Origin of the sequence: Rhodococcus sp. IEGM 1341 (assembly GCF_030056895.1) — a bacterium.
In the GTDB taxonomy this organism is placed as follows: Bacteria; Actinomycetota; Actinomycetes; order Mycobacteriales; family Mycobacteriaceae; genus Rhodococcoides.
In genome coordinates, this window is the sequence record NZ_JASHKV010000002.1 from 212194 (window position 1) to 233177 (window position 20984).

The following is a 20984-nucleotide window of genomic DNA, read 5'->3' on the forward strand; positions in this document are numbered from 1 at the left end:
AGCGACGCTGCGACTCAGTTCGGAGTCGAGTCGTCGTATTGGTTCTCGACGTTCTGCTGGAATTCGTCGGCACATTGCTGTTGCGCCGCAGTATCGCTGCCTGCGTTGCTCAGGCAGTCGGTGAAGTCCTGGCCACCGACTGCGTTGAACAGGCCGACGCCGACGACGACGAGAACGATCGACAGAGCTGCGGCCACGAAGCCGAGAATGATCGCGACGAGTGACACGGTGCCGTTGGTGGCGGTGCGCTTCTTGTACCGGGACCGTCCGATGAAGCCGAGAACGATGGCGATCAGGCCGAGAAGAATTCCGCCGACGATGGTCCAGGAGAACAACAAACCCAGAATCGCCAGGACCAGAGCCACGGTGCCGACCGTGTTCTTCGGGGCTATCGGCTGTTGTGGGTACCCGCCCTGCTGGGGGGTGCCGCCCTGCTGGGGGTACTCACCAGGTGAAGGATAGTTTCCGGGCGGGGGATAGTTTCCAGGCGGCGGATTCTGATTCGACACGTTGAGTACCTCCGAAATCGGCGATCGTGAACGCTCGGAGTGTATGCAGGTGTCTCCGGTGCGCACAGACCCCCACGCGCTCCCGTGATCAACTTGTCATCGAACGTGGTCGTCAACCGCCGAGTCGCGAGTGCATCTCCCAGATCAGCACCTCGGCCGGCTCGGTAGCGGTGATGGTTTGTCCACCAGTCGAACTCATGCGGACGGCGTCGCCCTCCCAGAGCTCGCCCACCCCCTCGAGCGTGACGGTGCCGCGCGCGACGAACAGGTGCACGAACGGGGCGTCGGGCACCGTTGCCGAATTTCCGGGCAACAGCCTGGCGGCGTGCAGTGCCGCCGACTTCTGTGAGATGCCGATCGCCGCCTGCCCGCGGTGCTTGTCCATCCCCGACGCGACGGTGACCAAGCCGCCTCGCAGTAATTCGTCGCCGATTTCGAGCTGTTCGTACCCGGGAGTGACACCGGGACTGTCCGGAAGTACCCACATCTGCACGAAGCGAACGGGTTCGGTGTGCCTGTTGCCGTCGATGCTCCAGGAGTCGTTCTTCTCGGAGTGCATGATGCCCTTGCCCGCGGTCATCCGTTGCGCGAGGCCGGGATAGATGATTCCGGAGTGCCCGATGGAGTCCTGATGCACCAGTGAACCCTGCATCACCCACGTGACGATCTCCATGTCGCGATGCGGATGCGTCTCGAATCCCTGACCGGCAGTGACGATGTCGTCGTTGTTGACCAGCAGCAGTCCGTGATGGGTGTTGTCGGGGTCGTAGTGCTGGCCGAAGGAGAACGAATGTTTCGAGTCCAGCCAGGACACACGGGTTTTCGATCGATCACCGGCGCGATGTACGTCGATGTGGGCGGTCAGTGGAGCGGACATGAGACCACTCTACGAGCATGTCTGTGCACCGGCGTACGACCTGCATAACGTTCGGGTGTCTTTGCCGTCGGTGTGTGGGCGGCACCGGGAGTGGGTAGGTTTCGCTACGTACGCTCACATGCTTCGCAAACTCCGAAGAAGGCGGCGAGAGATTCTCATGGTCGGTTCCAGCTCGAGTGTGGCACGCACGGTCGAACCCCAGCTCGAGGACGCTTTGGCGGCGTGGTTGCCAGGTCAACGGTGGTTCGGCGCAAAGGGTTCGACGGTGAGTTCGGTGCGGATCGTCGCGCGCGACGTGCTCCGAGACGAACCGCACTTCGCGGCCGAGCATCTGCTGGTGGAGGTGCAGTTGACGCAGGACGGCGCGGCCGTGGTGCAGACCTACCAGGTGCCCCTGGGCTTCCGAACCGAACCGACCGACGACCTCCGACCGTGGTTGCTGCCCGTGGCGGGCGAGGTGGCCGTCTACGACGGTCTACGCGACCCCGAGATCATCGGCCTGTACGGAGACGCGCTTGCCGCCGGAAAAGCTACTGGCAGCATCGAATTCAAGGTCGTCGACGGTTCGAGTGTGCCGAGCGGTCTGCGTGGTCGGGTTCTCGGGGCCGAGCAGTCCAACACCTCGGTGATTCTCGGTGATCTGCTGTTGCTCAAGCTGTTTCGTCAGGTGCCGCCGGGAATCAGTCCGGATGTGGAACTGCATCGCGCGCTGGCGCAGGCGGGGAGCGTCAACGTGGCACCGCTTCGGGGCTGGCTGGAAACCGAAGTCGGCGGTGAACCCACGACACTCGGCATGGCTCAGGATTTCGCTGCGAACTCCGCCGAGGGCTGGACTGCGGCGCTGGCCAGCGTGCAGGAGGTGTTCGACTCACCGGAGACGCCGATCGAAGACCTGCCCGCAGATTTCGCCCCGGACGCCCACCGAATCGGAGCAGCCGTGGCGCAGGTGCACCACGACCTCGCATCGGTGCTGGGCACCGCCGAACGGTCCGTCGAATCCACCGCCGTCGAGGAGATCCTCGCCCGCATCTCGGGAGTGGCCAGGGTGGTGCCGGAGATCGCGCAGTACATCCCGGCGGCGACCGCACTGATCTCGCGGGCGGAGGCGTCGAACAGCACCACGGTGCAGCGCATCCACGGCGACCTGCATCTGGGTCAGGTGTTGGGCACTCCCGAACGGTGGCTGCTCATCGATTTCGAGGGTGAGCCGGCGAAGACCTTGGCCGAGCGTCGGCAGATGGACAGCGCTCTGCGTGACGTGGCGGGAATGTTGCGCTCGTTCGACTACGCCGCCAACCACCTGCTGGTCGATCTGCCCGAGGACCAGTCGGCGCGAGAGCGAGCCGAGAAGTGGGCGGCCCGCAGCATCGCTGCATTCTTCGACGGCTACGCCTCGGTGGCCGGGCACGATCCCCGCGAGGAGGCCGACCTGTTGCGCGCATACGAGCTGGACAAGGCCGTGTACGAAGTTCTGTACGAGGCACGCAACCGGCCCACCTGGCTGTCGTTGCCGCTGCGCGCCGTGGCGCGCCTGGTGAGCTGATCGGTGAGCTGGGGGGCGGGAGTGGAGCCTGCAGTAACGACCCAGGGGTCGTGGTCGACCGGCCCGTCTACGACAAGTACCGTATTGCCTGACACGGGAGGCAGGACATGAACGGTATCTTGGCAATTTTCGGCATCGCGGTGGTCGTCATCACCATCGTCGTGGTGGTCGTGCTCGTTGCGGTGTTGTTCGTCGCATCGATCAAGCCCAACAGTCTCAACATCGACCTGGACCGCAAGAAGCGCGCTCGGGAAGAAAGTTCCACGAAGGCCTGAGACTTCCGTCACGCCCGAGACCAATTCGTTCTCGGGCGGAGTTGTATCGAGTCGAAGCGCCGACCGACGCTTCCGGTTCTACAACTGGAGTCCTCGTGAGCACTTCCCTGAAAGCTCCGGCCGCGTCCGGGTCGTCGGGCTGTGCGCCCCGCATCAGGTCGCGGATGCTCGGCGAGTCGGTGCTCGCTCAGTTCACGCGCTTCGTGATCGTCGGGGTATCGAGCAACGGTGTGTACGCCCTGTTGTTCGTCGCCCTCGCTTCTCTCGGATCGTTCACTGCCAACCTCGCAGGTGTGGCCGCAAGTACCGTGCTCGCCAACGAGCTGCACCGCCGTCACACCTTTCATGCGGCCGGTCGTGTCGGCTGGTTCCAGACGCAGTGGGAAGCCGGGGGACTGGCCCTGATCGGGCTTGGTCTGAGTACCGCCTCACTGGCCGCAGTGCACATCCTGTTCCCGGCAGCGCCGACGTACGTCCAGGTTCTGGTCGTCATCGCTGTGGGTGGCATCTTCGGATCCGCCCGGTTCCTCGCACTCCGTGGCTGGGTGTTCCGTCCGGCGACGCTCGCGTCCTCGGGTTCCGGTCTCGCCGCTCGCTGAGCTGTGACGTTGCACCACTGCGTGCAGACATCGATTGCTACCTCTAACAGAATCCGGGCAAGACTCCGCGTGTTGCGCATCGATCGCCCTAGGCTTGCGAGCTGACGTCAACGCGAGGAGGCATCTCGATGGCCAGGGATCTGACACAACTCGAGCTTCTGCAAGAGCTGGTGCCCACTGCCGAGGACAATGTGAACCGTCACATCTCGATGGCGCGGGAGTGGCACCCTCACGACTACGTCCCGTGGGACGAAGGTCGCAACTTCGCCGCACTCGGCGGCCAGGACTACGACCCGGAGCAGTCCAAGCTCTCCGACGTCGCACAGGCCGCGATGATCACCAACCTGCTCACCGAGGACAACCTGCCGTCCTACCACCGTGAGATCGCCGAGAACTTCTCCCAGGACGGTGCCTGGGGAACCTGGGTCGGTCGCTGGACCGCCGAGGAGAACCGCCACGGCATCGTCATGCGCGACTACCTCGTCGTCACCCGCGGCGTCGATCCCGTCGCCCTCGAAGAAGCCCGCATGATCCACATGACCAACGGCTACGTCTCGCCCGCCGGTGCGGGGGTCGGTCTGCTGCACTCGGTCGCCTACGTGACCTTCCAGGAACTCGCCACCCGCGTCTCACACCGCAACACGGGCAAGGTCTGCGACGATCCGATCGCCGACCGAATGCTCCAGCGCATCGCCGCCGACGAGAACCTGCACATGATCTTCTACCGCAACATCACCGGCGCAGCGATGGACATCTCGCCCGATCAGACGTTGCAGGCTGTCTCGGACATCGTGATGAACTTCGTCATGCCCGGTGCCGGGATGCCGAACTTCCGCCGTAACGGTGTGCTCATGGCCAAGCACGGAATCTACGACCTGCGTCAGCACCTCGAGGACGTCGTCTGGCCGGTGCTGCGCAAGTGGAGCGTGTTCGAGCGCAACGACTTCACCGCACGCGGGGAGAACAAGCGCGAAGAACTCGCCGCGTTCCTCGAAGACCTCGAGCGGCAGGCCACCAAGTTCGAGGAGATGCGTGATCGCTCCCTCGCCCGCGAACGCGCGAAGGCCGAAGCACGCGCCTCCTAGTGCAGCGAAGCCGCTGTTCAGGTCGAGTCGGTTGCTCGGTATCGGTGTACCGGCCTTCCGGCGCGGCCGTATTCGAGTCGGACCGTGAGGATCCCCGTAGAGGCATAGTGCTCCAGGTATCGCCGCGCGCTCACCCGCGACAGACCAGCGAGGTCTGCGCATTCACTGGCCGATACCTCGCCGCCCTCGCGAACTGTCCGTAGCACCAGCGACCCGGTTTCCCGGCTCAGCCCCTTCGGCAGGCTCGGGCCCGCGGACGGACTCGGTGCCCCGAACAGCGAGTCGATCACCGACTGGTTCATGCCTTTCGAGCTCGACAGCGCACGAGCTCGTCGGCGGAAGTTTCCGAGTTTGTCCAGTAATTGTGGGTACTCGAACGGCTTCACCAGATAGTCGGCCGCTCCACCGTGGAGGGCACGGCGCACGGTGTCCAGTTCTCGGGCTGCGGTGACGACGACGACTGCCACGCCGTTACCTTCGCTGCGGAGGCGTTGCAGCGCGTCGAGACCCGAACGGTCCGGGAGATGGACGTCGAGCAGCACCAGATCGGGTGCAAGCGTGCGGACTGCAGCGACCGCATCTGCCGCGGTATGAACCACGCCGACGGTGCGAAAACCAGGGGTGGCATCGACGAATCGTCGGTGTATGTCTGCAACCATGAAATCGTCGTCGACGACGAGGACTTCGTAGGTGCGGTCCGATTCACTCATCTGTCCCGTCACCTCCGACGCCTGCCACGCGCGCGTTCCCGTGTCGCGGTGATTCGTGGTCGTACGGAATACGGACGGTGAATCGTGCACCGCCGGTTCCCGGAGCATCGTCGACCTCGGCGGTGCCACCATGCTGGGTGCTGACGATCCGGACGAGCGCGAGTCCGATGCCTCGCCCTCCCGGTGTCTCCGTCTTCGATGTGACGCCGCGCGAGAAGATTTCGGCGCGCATACTGTCGGGAACACCTGGTCCGGAATCGGCGACCTGCATCTCGATGCCGTCGGAATCATCGATGTCGACCACGACGCGGGCACCCGTGCTTCCGGTCGACGCATCCACGGCGTTGTCGATCAGGTTGCCGAGCACGGTGATGATGTCGGTGGCGAGCATGGGATCCAAGGTCCGCAGCCGAGAGGTCGGATTCAGTTCCAGCGCAACACCGGTCTCGGCAGCCAACGATGTCTTCGCGATCAACAATGCCGCGACGGCCGGGTCGGAGATACTTCGGGTGACGGCGTCACTGATTTCCGCTCGACGGCGTGTCAGCGCACCGACGAAGTCCGTCACTGCGTCGTGGTCGCCGAGTTGAGTCAGACCCGAAATGGTGTGCAACTGGTTGGCGAATTCATGAGTCTGCGCACGCAATGTGTCGGTGACCGACTTGTGGGAGGACAGCTGACTCTGCAGCCGAGCCAGCTCGGTGCTGTCACGCATGGTGGTGACCGTACCGATACGTCGGCCCCTGCTCGAGGCCGACCGCCGACTGAGCACCAGCATTCTCGTCGCCGTCGGGAGCACCACATCGCCGCTGTCCTGGGCGTCGATCAGGTACCGGCGGACAACTGGATCCAAGGGAACCTCGTGAATACTCTGGCCGATCACCGTGGCTGCACCGGAAGCATGCTCGGTCAGGCCGAGGAGTTCGGCGGCGCTGTCGTTGAGGACCGTGATCACACCCTCCGTGTTGACTGCAATCACCCCCTCACCGATGCTGTGCAGCAACGCTTCTCGATGATCAGCGAGACTGGCGATCTCCTCGACCTCCAGCCCCCGTGTGTGGGTCTTGATACGCCGAGAGAGCAGCAAGGAACCGATGAGCCCGAGGACTGCTCCGAGTCCGAGATACAACAGCAGCGGTGCCCCGGCATCGGCGACGAGGCGCCAGGTGGACGGGTACGTCGAGCTGACGGCAACCACGGCCAGAACCTCGCCTGTCGGCGAGAGAACCGGGACGTGACCGGAGATCGATTCTTGTCCGTCGACCCGGACATCGCCGGTCCAGGCCCGTCCGTCCTCGGCATCACTCGCACCGAGTTCCCCGGCGATCCCGACGCGATCCGGAACGGAGGAAGCGACGATCACGGATCTGCCCACGTCGGTCGCGTCCAACACGACGACGTCGGCGACGGATGCCCCGGACAGGTCGACGGCCCGGTCCACCTCCGGTGCCAAGACCTTGTCTGCTTCGACGGATGCAACCTGTTCGCGGACAACAGGAGTCGAGGCGAGGTTCTCGGCAACGGCGAGTAGGCGTCCGCCCTGGGTGTCGCGGAATTCCGCACCGGCCTGGTGCACCGAGACGCCTGCTACCGCGACCAGGACCACGGCGACGACGACCAGCTGCAACAGCAGAACCTGGCCTGCCAGGCTGCGCGGTGCCGGTCGTCGTCGCATGTGCCTCATGATGCCTGCAACCCCCTCCGACCGTGTCGAGTACGGAGTCAGATCGACGCCAGGACGTACACGACCGACGACAAGGCGAACCCGACGAGCGAGATCAGGGTCTTGATGACACTCCACGTCTTGAACGTCGTCGGGACGTCCATACCCAGAAGCTTGCCGATGAGCCAGAAGCTGGCGTCGTTGACATGGGGGAAGATCGACGACCCTGCAGCGAGGGCGAGAATCATCGCGACCGTCTGTACCGGGTTCAGCCCCGCTGCCATGATCGAAGCACCGAGGAGCCCGGCCGACGTGGTGATGGCCACGGTGGCAGTGCCGAGGGCGATGCGCAGGATGGCTGCGACGGCGAAGGTGGAGACGATGAGCGGAAGGCCCAGGTCGCGAAGCGTCTCGGCGAGGGCGTCACCGATGCCGCTGGCGAGCAACACCGCGCCGAACATCCCGCCGGCCCCGGTGATGAGTACGACGGGAGCAATCGGCTTGAGCGCGTTGTCGAGCAGATCTTCCACGAACGTGGCCGTGCGGCCGCGACGAAGTGCGAGCACGTAGATCGAGACCATGACCGTGATGAGCAGGGCAACGGGTGTGGATCCGATGACCTGCGGGACGGTGACCAGCGGCGAGTTCTCGTCGAGGTTGCCGGTTCTGGCCGCTGTTGTGAGCGCCGTGTTGGCGAAGATGAGCAGCAGCGGAAGCATGAGCAGCGCGATGATCACACCCGGCTTGGGAGGGTTCTCCACCGTCTCCACCTGCGGGCCACCGCTCAGCAGATCCGGCACCGGGAGATAGATCCGCTTGCCGATGAAGGTGCCGTACAGATGCCCGGCGATGAACCAGGTGGGCACTGCCACGAGAATGCCGATCAGGATCGTCAGTCCGACGTCGCCGCCCAACAGGATGGTCGATGCGACGGCACCTGGGTGCGGCGGCAGAAACACGTGCATGGTCGACAGTGCCGCTGCAGCGGGCAGGGCGTACAGCAGGACGCTTCCACCGAGCCGCCGAGCCACGCCGAAGATGATGGGGAGCATCACCATGAAAGCGGCGTCGAAGAAGATCGGGAACCCGAACAGCAGCGACGCGACTCCCAGCGCGAACGGGGCGCGTTTGTCGCCGAACTTCCGGACGAGCGCACTGGACAGCGCCTGTGCTCCACCGCTGATCTCGGCGAGCCGGCCGAACATGGCACCCAATCCCACGAGAAGCGCAACTTCACCGAGGGTGGTACCGAATCCGTCGATCAGTACGTCCTGGATCTCCGAGATCGGAATGCGCGCAGCGAAAGCCGTTCCGAGAGAGACGATCACGAGTGCCAGAAGCGGATGTACCTTCAGCTTGATGATCATCAGCAGTAGTACCGCGATGGCGATACCGGCGATCGACAGCAGCGCCGTTGTGGAAAGGGTTTGGACCCATTCGTCCACGAGATGTCCTTCCGTGATTCGATCAGCGCACGGCGAAACCTCGCAGTGCACTGTTGGACGCCGACCTCGATCGGCAGTTCGGGGTGGTTGTTACCGGGTGATGCCGAATTCGGCCAAGGTGGTTCTTACTCGAATATCCTCTGTCGCAATGAATTCCGAGAACTCATCCCCAGTGAGGAACGAGTCGGTCCAACCGCGCAGAGGCATCGCGGCCTGCCATTCGTCGGTGTCGCGCATACGGGTCAGCGCGTCGACCAAGCCGTTCCGGGCCGAGTCCGAAATGCCGGGTGGAGCTACGAATCCGCGCCAATTGGTGAATTCGAGCGGGATCCCGGACTCGGTGAGTGTCGGGGCGTCGTACGCGGCGGTGACACCGCGGGACCGTGCGTCGGGCGGCTTCGATACTGCGAGGATGCGAAGCGAACCATTGTCGACTTGATCGATGTACTCACCCGCGCCTGCCACGCCCACGTCCACAGTGCCGTCGAGTACTGCCGCGAGGAGATCACCGGCACCGTCGAACGTCACCAGGTTCAGGGCCTCGGTGTCGATGTCGGCTGCACGGGCCAACTCCACGGTGAACAGGTGATCGGGCCCGCCCAACGCAGAGCCCACGCCGACGACCACCTGCTGCGGTCCGCGACGCCAGGCGTCGAGGAAGCCATTCAACGACGGCATCGGTGAGCCCGATCGAACGACGAGAGCCTCCGGTTCGTCCACCAGCCGTGCAAGTGCGGTGGCGTCCGACAGTCCCCAAGGTGCCTCGGCCACCTGCGCGACTCCGACAACACCCACCCCGACCATGCCGATCAACGCACTGTTGCCGGTCTCACGAACGAGCCTGGCCAGCGCGACGGAACCGCCACCGCCGATGACGTTGAACTTCTCGATGGGCCCGGTCAAGCCGTGCTTCTCGAGAATGCGCGACGCGGTTCTGGCAGTCACGTCGTAACCGCCGCCCGGAGTGTTGGGAATGAGCATCCGTAGATCCGACGGAGTCGTCGACCGACCGAAGCCGGTACACCCGGCCGAGAATGCCATCGGCAACGTCGCCAGGCACGCCAGCGCGCGCCGTCGCGTCATCGAGCTCGGTGGATTCGTCATCGTGCTTTCATCTTGACCCACGGCCGTGACCGCCGTCACCCATAGGTAACCAATGATCACAAAGTTCTTTGTGGTCCTGCGGTGCTTCGGCGTTGCCGCATACTGGGGTGTGAACGAATTCTGGGACCGCATTTCCGCGGTGAGTCCTGATCCGCCGGTGTGGATCGTCCAAGTTGCCGCGCTGGCCGCTCTTGTCATCGTGGTACTGCCGCAGACCTGGCGCATCGCTCGCAATGTCGTGACCATCGCGCACGAGGGTGCGCACCTGTTCGTTGCGCTGATCACCGGCCGACAGCTGATGGGCCTGCGACTGCACTCCGACACCTCGGGCGTCGCTATCTCGAAGGGCAAGCCCACCGGCCTCGGCGTGATCGCGATGACCTTCGCCGGCTACGTGGGGCCGTCGCTGCTCGGTCTCGGCGCCGCGTTCGTGCTCGGAACCCAGCATGCAGTCGCGGTGTTGTGGATCGGCGTCGTATCGATTGCGTTGATGCTGTTGATGATTCGCAACATCTACGGGCTGCTCTCGCTCGTCGTCGTCGGAGCTGCCCTGTTCGTCGTGTCCTGGTGGGGCACCGGAGAGCAGCAGGTCGCTGCGGCGTACTTCATCACGTTCTTCCTGCTGATCGCCGGTCCGCGTCCCGTTCTCGAACTGCAGAAATCACGCAGCGCAGGACGGGCCAGGGACTCCGACGCCGATCAGCTGGCTCGGTTGACCTTCCTCCCCGGCATCGTCTGGGTCGGCCTGTTCCTGCTCGTCACCGTCGGCTCACTGGCGTTGGGGGCGTGGCGAATTCTGATGCCGGTGCAGTGACGGGAAGCCGGGTGGTCCTACCGGTCTACGAATTGTCGGTCAACATCCTCACCAGTCGGGCCACCCGATCTGCGCGGGTCTGCTCGCGCGCCGCGTTGTCGATCGGCATCAACAATTGGCGCCGTTCGCTGGCGCGCTTGCGCTCCCAGGCCGCTGTGCACTCTGCGTTCTCCATTGCCTGCTCGAGGTCTTTCGGAACCGGCACCAGATCGGGGTCGGCCGGCTCGAATTCGCACGACAACAGATCACCGATGTTGACGCCCAATCGGCGCTGAAGGCCCGCACCGACATAGACGAAGGACCCGGGCATCACATCTGCATCAGCCTTGTTCAGTCCCAAGTTGAGGCTGAGGCCGTCGATCGAACCGTCGATCCGGCGCGTCGGCCATCGCTTCGCGGCCTCGACCAATTCTGCCGGGACTCGGACGATGGCATACGTGTTCTTGCCCCACGTCAACGGTTCGAGCACTCCGTCGAATCGAATGCGATCACTCACGATTACCTCGCATCGTAGACACACCGCTGAGGGAAAATTCGCCCACGATCGCAGCATAAACGAACGATCTCTGCGGAATGGAGACTCGCATCGAACCCCCTTGCAGATCGAGAACCATTAGATTCGAGTCGTGAACCTCTCCGAGGTATGGACCGCATACATGGCGATGCTTCGTGAACGTGCGCCCGTCACCGCCGCCTCGATTCGGCCCCCACGGACATTGGATGAGCGCGAGGCCGCGGAACGTGAGACCACGCCGTGGACGTCGGAACTGCGAGAGTTCTACGGACTGCACGACGGGCAGCACGAAACCTACGGCGAGGACTACGTTCCGGTCGGCTCGGTGTTGCCGGACTTCACTCTCTGCTCGCTCGACCGAGCTGTGGATCGGCACCGGTTCAGTCTCGAAAATCTGCATCCGATCGACGATCTGGGTGAGGACTGGCCGGCCGAAGTGCTTGCTCAGGAGGCAGGTGAGACGGCCGAGATGTTCGTCCCGGCATATGTTCCCATCGCCGAAGACGGTTCAGGCAGCACACTTTACGTCGACACGCGCCCGGGTGCTCGGCAAGGCTGTATCCGCAGTTTCTCGTACGATTCCGCAGACCAAGGCGCGCCCTGGTTCAACTCGCTGACCGAGTACATCGCAGCGGTGCACCGCAGCGTCGAGACCGGATCGGCGATCTACGACGACGTGACGCCCACGTTCGTTGACGGCGTGCTCCATTGGCGTGACCCCGCGTTATCGGAGGGATCGATGGCATACGCGGCTACTCTGCCAGTCGTTCGAGTGCCATTCCCGCTTATCGATTTTCGACCATCGCAGCTCTCGGACGACGACGACCTGATCAGTCTCGACCATGTCCGTCGCACCGTCGTCGATACCGCTCGGAAGCTGCATCCGCATTCCGTTGTGGAGGACGCCAGAGCGGTATATCGGCAGGTGCCGCGCGTGCGCGGTGCCAACATGAACTGGTGGGTGTCGATGGATGGGTCGGAGGTGGTCTACACCGCGATCGTCACCGGAGAAGATCACGACGTCGTCGTCCTGGAGCTTCCATCCGGGGGATGCGTCTTCGAAGTGGACGAGTGAGACGGGCGCTGGACTGATCCCGACGAACGAAGGGATACGCATGGCCGTCATGGACGACGCACCGAGAGTGCATGCCGAGACACGTGCGCAGTGGCGGACGTGGTTGTCCGCCCATCACGGAACTGCGGAATCGGCGTGGCTGGTGTCGTGGAAGAAGGCCACTGGAAAACCGGCGATCAGCTACGACGACGCCGTCGCGGAAGCGCTCGCGGTGGGCTGGGTGGACAGTCGACCCCGCAAGCTGGACGACGAGCGAACCATGTTGTATTTCTCGCCCCGCAAACCCGCGAGCGCGTGGTCCCGTCCGAACAAGATCCGTATCGAGGCCCTTCGTGAAGCAGGCCTGATGCTTCCGGCGGGAGAGCGCGCCGTCCAGGTTGCCGTGGCCAACGGAGCATGGACCGTTCTCGACGAGGTCGAGGATCTGATCGTTCCCGAGGACCTGGCCGCCGCCTTCGCCGAACACGTTGATGCGGAAAATAATTGGAACCAGTTTCCGCCGTCCGCGCGTCGCGGGATTCTGGAGTGGATCGTGACCGCCAAGCGGCCCGAGACCCGAGCCTCTCGAGTGCACGAGACTGCTCGGCTCGCTTCGATCGGCGAGCGCGCAGCTCGATGGCAACCCAAGCGGGACCGACAGCCGGGGTAGCCGACCGTCACACGCGAAGCGATCCTCGAAAGATGATGTCCAGCAATCGGCGTCGCGCCTCGGTAGGCGATAGCTGTTCCTCCAGCACGTGAGAGGTCATCGAGGTGATCCCCGCGATGACAAGCCCGGCCAGCATCTCGACGTCCACATCGGCCCGAAGACGTCCTTGCCTGCCCAGAACCGACAGCAGCCCGTGTACGTCTGCGCGGAACCGTTCGATGTGTCCGGTGACGGCCTGCGGCGGCGATCCCAGTGCGGCCGCCGTGAGCAGGGCCCTCGTCGGGGATTCGACGAAATAGTTCAACTGCAGGTCGATGTAGTCACCCAGCACCGTCATCGGATCCGACCCTGCGCCCCGGTCCAACACGTCCTGAAGCCGCGCCTCGACGCGCACCACTTCCTGCTCGACCCAGGCTTCCAGAATCCGATGCACGTCCGGAAAGTAGCTGTACAGAGTAGGTCGGGACACCTTCGCACGCGCGGCTACTGCGGACATCGTCATGCGCCCGGTCCCCTGCTGGCCGGCCAATTCGATCGCGGCGAGCATGATCCGTTGGCGAGCGGACAGCTCTTCGTCCGTCTTCACAGCGTTCTCCCCACCACTCCTTGTCAGCAGCCTTACAACCTGTAAGGCTATCGGTCATGGCACGCACTCCGCACCCGGCCGTCGCGACCGAGCATCCTCTGTCTCCGGACAGGCTGAGGCGACTCCGCATCTGGAACCTCTCGCTGTCCGCGCTGCACGCTGTTCAGGCCATCGCGGTGCTCGTCATCGCATCCGACTTCGCCATCGATGTGACCACCGCCTACCCCGCGGGACCGCCGGGAACGGTGGTTCCGCAAGCGCAGGAAGCGTTCGCGGTTCCCATCGGTATCGCCGTCGCCGTCTTCCTCGCACTGGCGGCGGTGGATCACTTCGTCACCGGGGTTCCACTACGAAAGTCATACGAACGCAACCTCTCTCGCGGTATCAACCCGTTTCGATGGCTCGAGTACAGCGTCAGCGCCACGATCATGGTGGTCCTTATCGCCCTGTACGCCGGCATCACGCAGATCAGCGCGCTGATCGCGATCGTGGGTGCCAACGTCGCGATGATCCTGTTCGGTTGGCTCCAGGAGCGCTTCAACCCACCTGGACAGCGACCGGACCTCACCGCGTTCTGGTTCGGCTGTGTCGCCGGTGCCGCACCCTGGGTAGCGATCACCGTGAACCTCGTCGGTGCCTCGGAAGTTCCCGGGTTCGTCTACGGAATCTTCTTCTCGCTGTTCGTCTTCTTCATGAGCTTCGCGGCCAACCAATGGCTGCAGTACCGAAGGATCGGGCCGTGGCGGGACTACGCATTCGGCGAGTTCGTCTACCTCGTACTCAGCCTCGCCGCGAAATCTGCTCTGGCCTGGCAGATCGTTGCCGGGTCGCTCGCATGATCGGACGCGGAAGGTCACACCCGGGGTCCTTCGACGACGACGTGGTTCTCATCACCGGCGCGACATCGGGCATCGGTGCCGGACTCGCCACCCGGTTCCACGCTCGTGGGGCCCACGTCGTCGTCACCGGTCGCGACAGCGTGCGCCTGAGTGTGATGGCCGCGGAGCACCCCGGCATGACGCCGATCGTCATGGACGTCTGCGACCCGGAATCCGTGGGCCGCGCGATAGCGGAGATCGCCGGTTCGATTCCGCATCTGACGACTCTGATCAACAATGCCGGAGTCCAACGCCCACTGGACTTCTCGGCGCACGAGCAGCCGGAGAGTGTCGACATCGCCGACGAGATCGCCACCAATTTCACCGGCCTCGTGAACGTCACCTCGGCAGCGCTGCCCCTCCTGCGCCGTGCTCCTCGCGCGAGGGTGGTGCACGTGGGCTCCGGCCTCGGTTTCGTTCCGCTCACCGGCGCTCCCGTGTACTCCGCGACCAAGGCAGCCGTGCATTCGTTCACCGTCAGTCTTCGGCATCAACTGCGCCGAACCACCGTTCAGGTCGTCGAACTCGTCCCGCCGATAGTCGACACACCGTTGCACCGCAGCATGGACAGCGCGCCGCCGATGGCGATGCCGCTGGAGAAGTTTCTCGACAAGACGATGGCCGGACTCGACAGAGGCCGCGACGAGATCGCCATCGGACTGGGCCGAGTGTCGATCATCGGGTCGAGGCTCGCCCCGTCGGTCTTGCTCGGACTCGTCAATCGAGGCAGTCCACCCCGCTAGAACACCACCCACAGCAGCGATGCCAGGGCGAAGATCGCCAGTCCCAGTGTCGTTTCCATGACGGTCCAGGTCTTGAGGGTCGTCTTCTCGTCCATGCCGAAGAAGCGGCTGACGAGCCAGAAGCCGGAGTCGTTGACGTGGGAGAGCACGGTGGCTCCAGCGGCCAGGGCGAACACCAACAGCGCGATCTTGAAGTTGCTCAGATCCAATTCGGCCACCTGCACCGAGATCAGTCCGGCGGTCGTGGTGAGAGCGACGGTGGCCGAACCCTGCGCGACGCGTAGCGCGGTGGCGATCAGGAAGGCCTGCAGCAGGATCGGCAGTCCGAGGCCGGACAGCGAGGAGGTGAGCGACTGCCCGATGCCGCTGGCCCGGAGCACGCCACCGAACATGCCGCCGGCACCGGTGATCAGGATGATCGAGCAGATGGGCCCGAGCGCCTGATCCATGTACTTGGCACCGTCGGCCACCGGGAAGCGTCCCGGCGCGAGGATGAACAGAGCCAGCAGCAGCGTGATGAGCAGCGCGATCGGTGTCTGACCGATGAGCGTCAGCGCTGCGGCCCAGGTCTCGTCTCCGGTCAGCACACCCGACGTGGTCAGTGTGTTGACGACGGTGTTGAGAGAGATCAACACCAGAGGCGTCAGCAGAATGAACAGCACCGCACCGAACTTCGGAGCCGGATCGCGCAGCGCGGCCATTTCCTTGTCGTGCTCCTCGGAGTTGGCAGCGCCGTCGGAGAAGAGATCTGCAGGCAAGGTGTGGAAACGCTTGCCGAGCTGGGTACCGACGAGGTACGAGCCGACGAACCAGGAGACGACGGCAACGGGAACGCCGACGAGCAGTACCGATCCGATGTCGCCGCCGAGGAGTTCGGTGGCAGCGACCGGACCGGGGTGCGGGGGAACGATGGCGTGCATCGCGGCAAATGCGCCTGCGGTCGGGAGGGCATACAGCAGCACCGATCCGCCGAAACGTTTGGCGACGGTGAAGATGATCGGCAGGAAGACGACGAGGCCCGCGTCGAAGAAGATGGGGAAGCCGAAGATGAGTGCGGCGACACCGAGCGCCAGAGGTGCGCGTTTGGCCCCGAATCGGTTGATCAGGGTATCGGCCAATACCTGTGCACCACCGGTGATTTCGAGCAGTCTGCCGACCATCACGCCGAGCGCGACGAGCAGCGCCACCGAGCCGAGCGTGGAACTGAAGCCCGAGAGCAGGGCCGACGGCACGTCCGCCAGCGGGATCCCGGCCGCGACGGCAGTGACCGCGCTGACCAGGACCAGGGATACGAAAGCGTGCAGTTTCACCTTCATGATGAGGAAAAGCAGGATTGCAACGGCTGCGGCGGCGATCAGCAGCAGAGCTGTCGTTCCGTATGCCGGTTCGATCGGATCCATCGGTATACCTCGTTCGCTCGGCTCGAATTCTGACCATAACGGACACTCGGGACGTCGCGCGGGGTTACGAGCGCTGGTTGTGAGTCGGCTTCGGACGGGTGGAGTACGGTGCGGGTATGAGTGATGGGGATCACGTACTGGGTGGGGACGGCTCCGAAGAACCGACGAAGGAGCAGCTGCGCGAGCAAGCGCAGCGGTACGCCGCGGCGGCGCGTCTGAAGATGAAAGAGCGTCGGGAGAAGTCGTCCGGGGGCCTCGGAGCGGTGGTTGCCGAACGCGCAGGCGGCTGGGACCTCGACGATCAGAACACCGTGGCGATGGACCGGCAGCAGCGACTCTGGAACGGGGTGATGGACCGCTACTTCCGGATGGAGATCGACGGTTGGGAGACCATCCCGGAGTCTCCGGTGCTCGTCGTCGGCGTGCATTCGGGTGCGCCGTTCGTCTGGGACGCGTGGACCGTCGGCGCTCAGTGGTGGCGGCACTTCGGTGAAAGACGCATTCTGCACGGCACCGCGCACGATGCCTTGATGGCGTTCCCGTTGATCGGAAAAGTCTTTCGATCCATGGGGGTGCTTCCCGCGGCACCGGACTCGATGTCGACGGCACTGGCCGAGGGCCGAGACGTCATCGTGTGGCCGGGCGGCGAGGTCGATTCATTGCGGCCCTGGAGCAAACGGGACGAGGCAACCCTCGGTGGCCGAACCGGCTTCATCAAGCTCGCCATTCGGATGGGTGTGCCCATCGTGCCGGTGGCGACGGTGGGTGGGGCAGACGCGATGCCGGTGCTCATTCGCGGCGACAAGCTGTCGAAAGCGTTGAAGCTGGACAAGATTGCGCGGCTGAAGGTCTTTCCGATCGCGATCTCGCTGCCGTGGATCATTGCGCCCGCGGCGCTACCTCAGATTCCGTTGCCCGCGAAGATTCGCACTCGTTTCATGCCGCCGGTCGAACTGGACCACGATCCGGCGCGGTGCGAGGACGAGGCGTACGTCGACGCCAAGTACGACGAGGTGCGCGCGAGCATTCAGTCCGGGATGGATGCCCTGGCCCGCAAACGAAAGTTCCCCGTCTTCGGTTGATCGACCGCCGCAGTGGCATCGCGGACCGAAGCTGACCGCGATCGTTTCTAACGTCTCCGTCGTAGGGATTCACCGCTACGACGAGGGGCGTCACAGATGATCGAAACTTCGGGATTGACCAAGACTTTTCAGCAAGGCAAGAAGACCGTCGAGGCGGTGCGCGGCATCGATCTGACGATCGGTGAGGGAGAGTTGGTGGCTCTGCTCGGCCCCAACGGGGCCGGTAAATCGACCACCCTGCGGATGCTGACCACGTTGCTGGCACCGACGTCGGGATCGGCCCGCATCGCCGGATTCGACGTGGGCAAAGACCGGGACCGAGTCCGCCGCAGCCTGGGCTACGTGGGACAGGGCAACGGTGCGGGCCACAATCAGCGCGTCCGGGACGAGCTGGTGGTGCAAGGGCAGTGCTACGGCATGACGCGTCGCCGATCAGACAGTCGCGCAGACGAATTGATCGAGGCACTCGAACTCGGCGAGCTCGCGACTCGTACCGTGTCGACGCTGTCCGGCGGGCAGCGTCGACGACTCGACATCGCACTGGGTCTGGTGCATCGGCCGCCGTTGCTGTTTCTCGACGAACCGACCACCGGCATGGACCCGCAGAGCCGGGCGAACCTGTGGGACCACATTCTGCGGCTGAGGCGAGAGATGGGCACCACCATCGTGCTCACCACGCACTATCTCGACGAGGCCGATTCGATGGCCGAGCGGGTAATCGTCGTCGATCGCGGCACCGTCATCGCCGACGACACCGCCACCGCACTGAAATCGGAACTGGCAGGTGATCTGATCGTCCTCACCGTGTCCGACGCCTCGGCGTTGGCTGCGCTTCTCGGTGGTGTGGCCGGCATCAGGGACGTGACGGTGGCGGGTTCGCGTCTGAACATCAGGGTCGAGCGCGCCGAGGTGGTTCTCCCGGATCTCCTGCGGCTCAGCGACTCCCACGGCATCAGGGTGCTCACGGCGGATATGACGAGACCGACCCTCGACGACGTGTTCCTCGGCCTCACCGGGCGCAGTCTTCGTGAGAGCGCCGCGACGGATTCCGCACCTCTCGAAACCGCGAGCACGGCAGGAGAACTCCGATGAACGTTCTGTCGGGAAGTACGTTGGTGATGGGCCGCGAACTGCGGCCGATGGTCCGCGATCCGTTCACCTTGATCTTCAGTCTCATCCAACCGTTGATCCTGCTCGCACTGTTCGGCCCACTGCTCACCGAGGTACCCGGCCTCGGGGACGGAAGCGTCTGGGACTGGTTCGTTCCGGGGGTCCTCGCGATGATCACCATTTTCGGAACCTCCATGACGGGCTCGAATTTGTTGGCGGAGCTGCAGCAGGGGTCTCACGAACGGATGTTGGTGACCCCGTTGCCGCGATCGGCGCTGCTCGTCGGGCGCGCGTTCAAGGAGATGGTGCCGCTGGCTGCGCAGGCCGTCTTGATCATCCTGGTCGCCTTACCGCTCGGCCTGTCCGTGAATCCGACCGGTGCGGTCGTGGGCATCATGCTGCTCGGGGTGTTCGGTGTCGGGCTCGGCGCACTGTCCTACACGCTGGCTTTGGCTGTGCGCGGCCAGGATTGGGTGTTCTGGTCGATACAGCAGACTCTGATGTTCCCGCTGCTCATCCTGTCGGGCACGATGTTGCCGCTGACGGCCGCACCGGGGTGGATGCAGTTCCTGGTGAACATCAACCCGCTCGGGTACCTGGTCGATGCCGAACGTGCACTGTTCGCGGGAGACTTCACGAGTTCGACGGTGACGGCCGGTGTCTTCGCGGCCGTGGCTACCGCTGCGGTCGGACTTACCGTCGGGATCCGGGCTATGGGTTCCTCGCGGGTGTGAGGCTAAGCTCGGCTCATGGATCGGCCTGCGGTAATTCTCGAAAACGATGTGACCGTGTACGACTTCTATCTGCGTCATCAGCAGAATCGTCAGGTCGCGAGGTTGGCTTATGCCACCCTGGCCAGGCGATTCCGTCCGCGGGTGTCGTATCCCGACGGTGCCCGTGAGGAGTTGCGTCGTCTCGTCTACGACAACACGCGTCTGCTCATCGCGGTCAATCATCTGACCGAGAACGATCCGTACACCCTCGCAGCGGCGGCATGGGCGTCGCCGCTGCGTCCGGTCATCGGTCGCACCCGGGTGCTGGCCAAGGACGAGCTGTTCCAGGAACCCAAGCAGCGCAAGCGAATCGACATGATGGGCGGTATCCCCGTCTTCCGCGGCAAGAATCACGGCATGCGGGCCGTCAGCGCCGCGGGCAACCGCATGATGGACGTCAGTGCCGAGCGAATGAAGCGAGGCGACGATCTTGCGGTGTTCCCCGAGGGGACCTGCAATCTCGAGGATCCGACGACGGTGCAGCACGTCGGCAGCGGTATCGGCCACATCGCGATGCGGGCGCGCAAGCTCGGGGTCGAGCCGGTGCTGATCTGTATCGGTCTGAGCTACGGTCCCGGTGCGCCGAAGGTGAAGCAGGCCAGCGTCTACATCGACACGCCCATCACCGATTTGCCCGAGAAGCCGATCGACTTCACCCGGGTGGTGGCAGAGGGAATGCAGAAGGCACTCGACGGAGCGGTGGCTGCGTACTGATCGCATTGTCGGTGTTGATAGAAACAGAGGACAGTTATCGAGTTCGGCGTCGTAAGGGAGATATTCGTGAGTGATCAGATCAAGACGGCCATTGTCACCGGTAGTGCACGGGGAATCGGTGCTGCGGTAGCCAAGCGGCTGGCCAAGGACGGTTTCGGAGTTGCCGTGGTCGACCTCGACGAGGCCGCGTGCAGCGACACCGTCGGCGCGATTCAGGCGGCAGGCGGGCAGGCAGTGGCCATCGGTGCCAACGTTGCCGACGAGGAATCGGTGCAGACCGCCGTCGATCGCATTGCCAGCGAATTCGGTGCGCCGACCGTACTGATCAACAACGCGGGCATCACTCGCGACAACCTGCTGTTCAAGATGACGGTGCAGGACTGGGATTCCGTGCTCGGCGTCCACCTGCGCGGATCGTTCCTGATGACCCGCGCGGTCCAGAAGCACATGATCGACGCCAAGTGGGGCCGCATCGTCAACCTGTCGAGTACGTCTGCTCTCGGCAACCGCGGACAGGCCAACTACTCCGCAGCCAAGGCCGGCATGCAGGGCTTCACCAAGACCCTCGCCATCGAGCTCGGCAAGTTCGGCGTCACCGCCAACGCCATCGCCCCGGGATTCATCGAGACCGAGATGACGGCAGCCACCGCAGAACGCGTCGGCATGCCGTTCGAGGACTTCAAAGCCGCTGCTGCGTCGCAGATTCCGGTCAATCGCGTCGGACATCCCGATGACATCGCGCACCTGGCGTCGTTCTTCGTCAGCGAGGGTGCCGGCTTCATCTCGGGTCAGGTCGTCTACGCCGCCGGTGGGCCCAAGGACTGACCTCTCCTGAA

The 20984-nt window shown here is 64.2% G+C and carries 23 protein-coding genes; 14 read left to right on the plus strand and 9 right to left on the minus strand.

The window, feature by feature from the left end; all coding sequences use genetic code 11:
* Positions 1-14: 14 nt before the first annotated feature.
* Both QM615_RS08155 and QM615_RS08160 read right to left on the minus strand, forming a co-directional pair.
* Positions 15-509 (minus strand): DUF4190 domain-containing protein, encoded by a 495-nt coding sequence (locus tag QM615_RS08155; RefSeq protein WP_283347237.1) that lies wholly within the window; start codon positions 507-509, stop codon positions 15-17.
* Positions 510-621: 112 nt separating this feature from the next.
* Positions 622-1386: a pirin family protein gene (locus QM615_RS08160; RefSeq protein WP_149406900.1), complete on the minus strand. Its 765-nt coding sequence runs from the start codon at positions 1384-1386 to the stop codon at positions 622-624.
* Positions 1387-1543: 157 nt separating this feature from the next.
* Between QM615_RS08160 and QM615_RS08165 the strand changes: the two genes are divergently transcribed.
* From QM615_RS08165 to QM615_RS08180, 4 genes are all read left to right on the plus strand, one after another.
* Positions 1544-2929: a maltokinase N-terminal cap-like domain-containing protein gene (locus QM615_RS08165; protein WP_149406901.1), complete on the plus strand. Its 1386-nt coding sequence runs from the start codon at positions 1544-1546 to the stop codon at positions 2927-2929.
* Between the two features lie 107 nt (positions 2930-3036).
* Positions 3037-3204 carry a hypothetical protein gene (locus tag QM615_RS08170; protein WP_156516139.1) on the plus strand — a complete coding sequence of 56 codons (168 nt, stop codon included), beginning with the start codon at positions 3037-3039 and terminating at the stop codon, positions 3202-3204.
* Between the two features lie 164 nt (positions 3205-3368).
* Positions 3369-3803 carry a GtrA family protein gene (locus QM615_RS08175; protein ID WP_149407082.1) on the plus strand — a complete coding sequence of 145 codons (435 nt, stop codon included), beginning with the start codon at positions 3369-3371 and terminating at the stop codon, positions 3801-3803.
* Positions 3804-3931: 128 nt separating this feature from the next.
* A complete protein-coding gene (locus QM615_RS08180) occupies positions 3932-4888 on the plus strand; it encodes an acyl-ACP desaturase (RefSeq protein ID WP_149406902.1) in 957 nt (318 codons plus the stop codon).
* 17 nt (positions 4889-4905) lie between these two features.
* On the opposite strand, the gene QM615_RS08185 is transcribed toward QM615_RS08180, so the two are convergent.
* The 4 genes from QM615_RS08185 to QM615_RS08200 form a co-directional block, all read right to left on the minus strand.
* Positions 4906-5598 carry a response regulator gene (locus QM615_RS08185; protein WP_149406903.1) on the minus strand — a complete coding sequence of 231 codons (693 nt, stop codon included), beginning with the start codon at positions 5596-5598 and terminating at the stop codon, positions 4906-4908.
* Entirely contained in the window at positions 5591-7273 is a 1683-nt protein-coding gene (locus QM615_RS08190; RefSeq protein ID WP_410482247.1) for a sensor histidine kinase, read from the minus strand. Before QM615_RS08190 ends, QM615_RS08185 begins: the two co-directional genes overlap by 8 nt.
* Positions 7274-7320: 47 nt before the next feature.
* A complete protein-coding gene (locus QM615_RS08195; RefSeq protein WP_149406905.1) occupies positions 7321-8706 on the minus strand; it encodes a GntP family permease in 1386 nt (461 codons plus the stop codon).
* Between the two features lie 90 nt (positions 8707-8796).
* The gene (locus QM615_RS08200; protein ID WP_262498490.1) at positions 8797-9810 is read right to left on the minus strand and encodes a Bug family tripartite tricarboxylate transporter substrate binding protein; all 1014 of its coding nucleotides are present in this window, start codon (positions 9808-9810) and stop codon (positions 8797-8799) included.
* Positions 9811-9919: 109 nt separating this feature from the next.
* Between QM615_RS08200 and QM615_RS08205 the strand changes: the two genes are divergently transcribed.
* Positions 9920-10624, plus strand: a complete 705-nt coding sequence (locus QM615_RS08205; RefSeq protein WP_094640494.1) for a M50 family metallopeptidase — start codon at positions 9920-9922, stop codon at positions 10622-10624.
* 25 nt (positions 10625-10649) lie between these two features.
* Here QM615_RS08205 and QM615_RS08210 read toward each other — a convergent pair whose 3' ends face one another.
* Positions 10650-11120: a YdeI/OmpD-associated family protein gene (locus QM615_RS08210; RefSeq protein ID WP_188078737.1), complete on the minus strand. Its 471-nt coding sequence runs from the start codon at positions 11118-11120 to the stop codon at positions 10650-10652.
* Positions 11121-11250: 130 nt separating this feature from the next.
* Here QM615_RS08210 and QM615_RS08215 point away from each other — a divergent pair, with 130 nt between their 5' ends.
* Both QM615_RS08215 and QM615_RS08220 read left to right on the plus strand, forming a co-directional pair.
* Positions 11251-12213: an SMI1/KNR4 family protein gene (locus tag QM615_RS08215; protein WP_149406907.1), complete on the plus strand. Its 963-nt coding sequence runs from the start codon at positions 11251-11253 to the stop codon at positions 12211-12213.
* A 40-nt stretch (positions 12214-12253) separates the two neighbouring features.
* Positions 12254-12862: a YdeI/OmpD-associated family protein gene (locus QM615_RS08220; RefSeq protein ID WP_149406908.1), complete on the plus strand. Its 609-nt coding sequence runs from the start codon at positions 12254-12256 to the stop codon at positions 12860-12862.
* A 7-nt stretch (positions 12863-12869) separates the two neighbouring features.
* Here the strand turns inward: QM615_RS08220 and QM615_RS08225 are convergent, their stop codons facing one another.
* Entirely contained in the window at positions 12870-13448 is a 579-nt protein-coding gene (locus QM615_RS08225; protein WP_149406909.1) for a TetR/AcrR family transcriptional regulator, read from the minus strand.
* A 56-nt stretch (positions 13449-13504) separates the two neighbouring features.
* Between QM615_RS08225 and heR the strand changes: the two genes are divergently transcribed.
* On the plus strand, positions 13505-14287 hold the full coding sequence (gene heR, locus QM615_RS08230) for a heliorhodopsin HeR (RefSeq protein WP_149406910.1): 783 nt from the start codon (positions 13505-13507) through the stop codon (positions 14285-14287).
* Positions 14284-15069, plus strand: coding sequence for an SDR family oxidoreductase (locus QM615_RS08235; protein ID WP_149406911.1), 786 nt, complete (start codon positions 14284-14286; stop codon positions 15067-15069). Before heR ends, QM615_RS08235 begins: the two co-directional genes overlap by 4 nt.
* Here the strand turns inward: QM615_RS08235 and QM615_RS08240 are convergent.
* A complete protein-coding gene (locus QM615_RS08240; protein ID WP_094640457.1) occupies positions 15066-16469 on the minus strand; it encodes a GntP family permease in 1404 nt (467 codons plus the stop codon). The genes QM615_RS08235 and QM615_RS08240 overlap by 4 nt on opposite strands.
* Positions 16470-16585: 116 nt before the next feature.
* Here QM615_RS08240 and QM615_RS08245 point away from each other — a divergent pair, with 116 nt between their 5' ends.
* The 5 genes from QM615_RS08245 (at position 16586) to QM615_RS08265 (ending at position 20973) form a co-directional block, all read left to right on the plus strand.
* Positions 16586-17551, plus strand: coding sequence for a lysophospholipid acyltransferase family protein (locus QM615_RS08245; RefSeq protein WP_149406912.1), 966 nt, complete (start codon positions 16586-16588; stop codon positions 17549-17551).
* 96 nt (positions 17552-17647) lie between these two features.
* Positions 17648-18643 (plus strand): ATP-binding cassette domain-containing protein, encoded by a 996-nt coding sequence (locus tag QM615_RS08250; protein ID WP_149406913.1) that lies wholly within the window; start codon positions 17648-17650, stop codon positions 18641-18643.
* Positions 18640-19395: an ABC transporter permease gene (locus QM615_RS08255; protein ID WP_149406914.1), complete on the plus strand. Its 756-nt coding sequence runs from the start codon at positions 18640-18642 to the stop codon at positions 19393-19395. The genes QM615_RS08250 and QM615_RS08255 overlap by 4 nt, the downstream gene beginning before the upstream one ends.
* Positions 19396-19410: 15 nt before the next feature.
* Positions 19411-20148, plus strand: a complete 738-nt coding sequence (locus QM615_RS08260) for a lysophospholipid acyltransferase family protein (RefSeq protein WP_149406915.1) — start codon at positions 19411-19413, stop codon at positions 20146-20148.
* A 66-nt stretch (positions 20149-20214) separates the two neighbouring features.
* Positions 20215-20973 carry an SDR family oxidoreductase gene (locus QM615_RS08265; RefSeq protein WP_032396725.1) on the plus strand — a complete coding sequence of 253 codons (759 nt, stop codon included), beginning with the start codon at positions 20215-20217 and terminating at the stop codon, positions 20971-20973.
* Positions 20974-20984 lie beyond the last annotated feature (11 nt).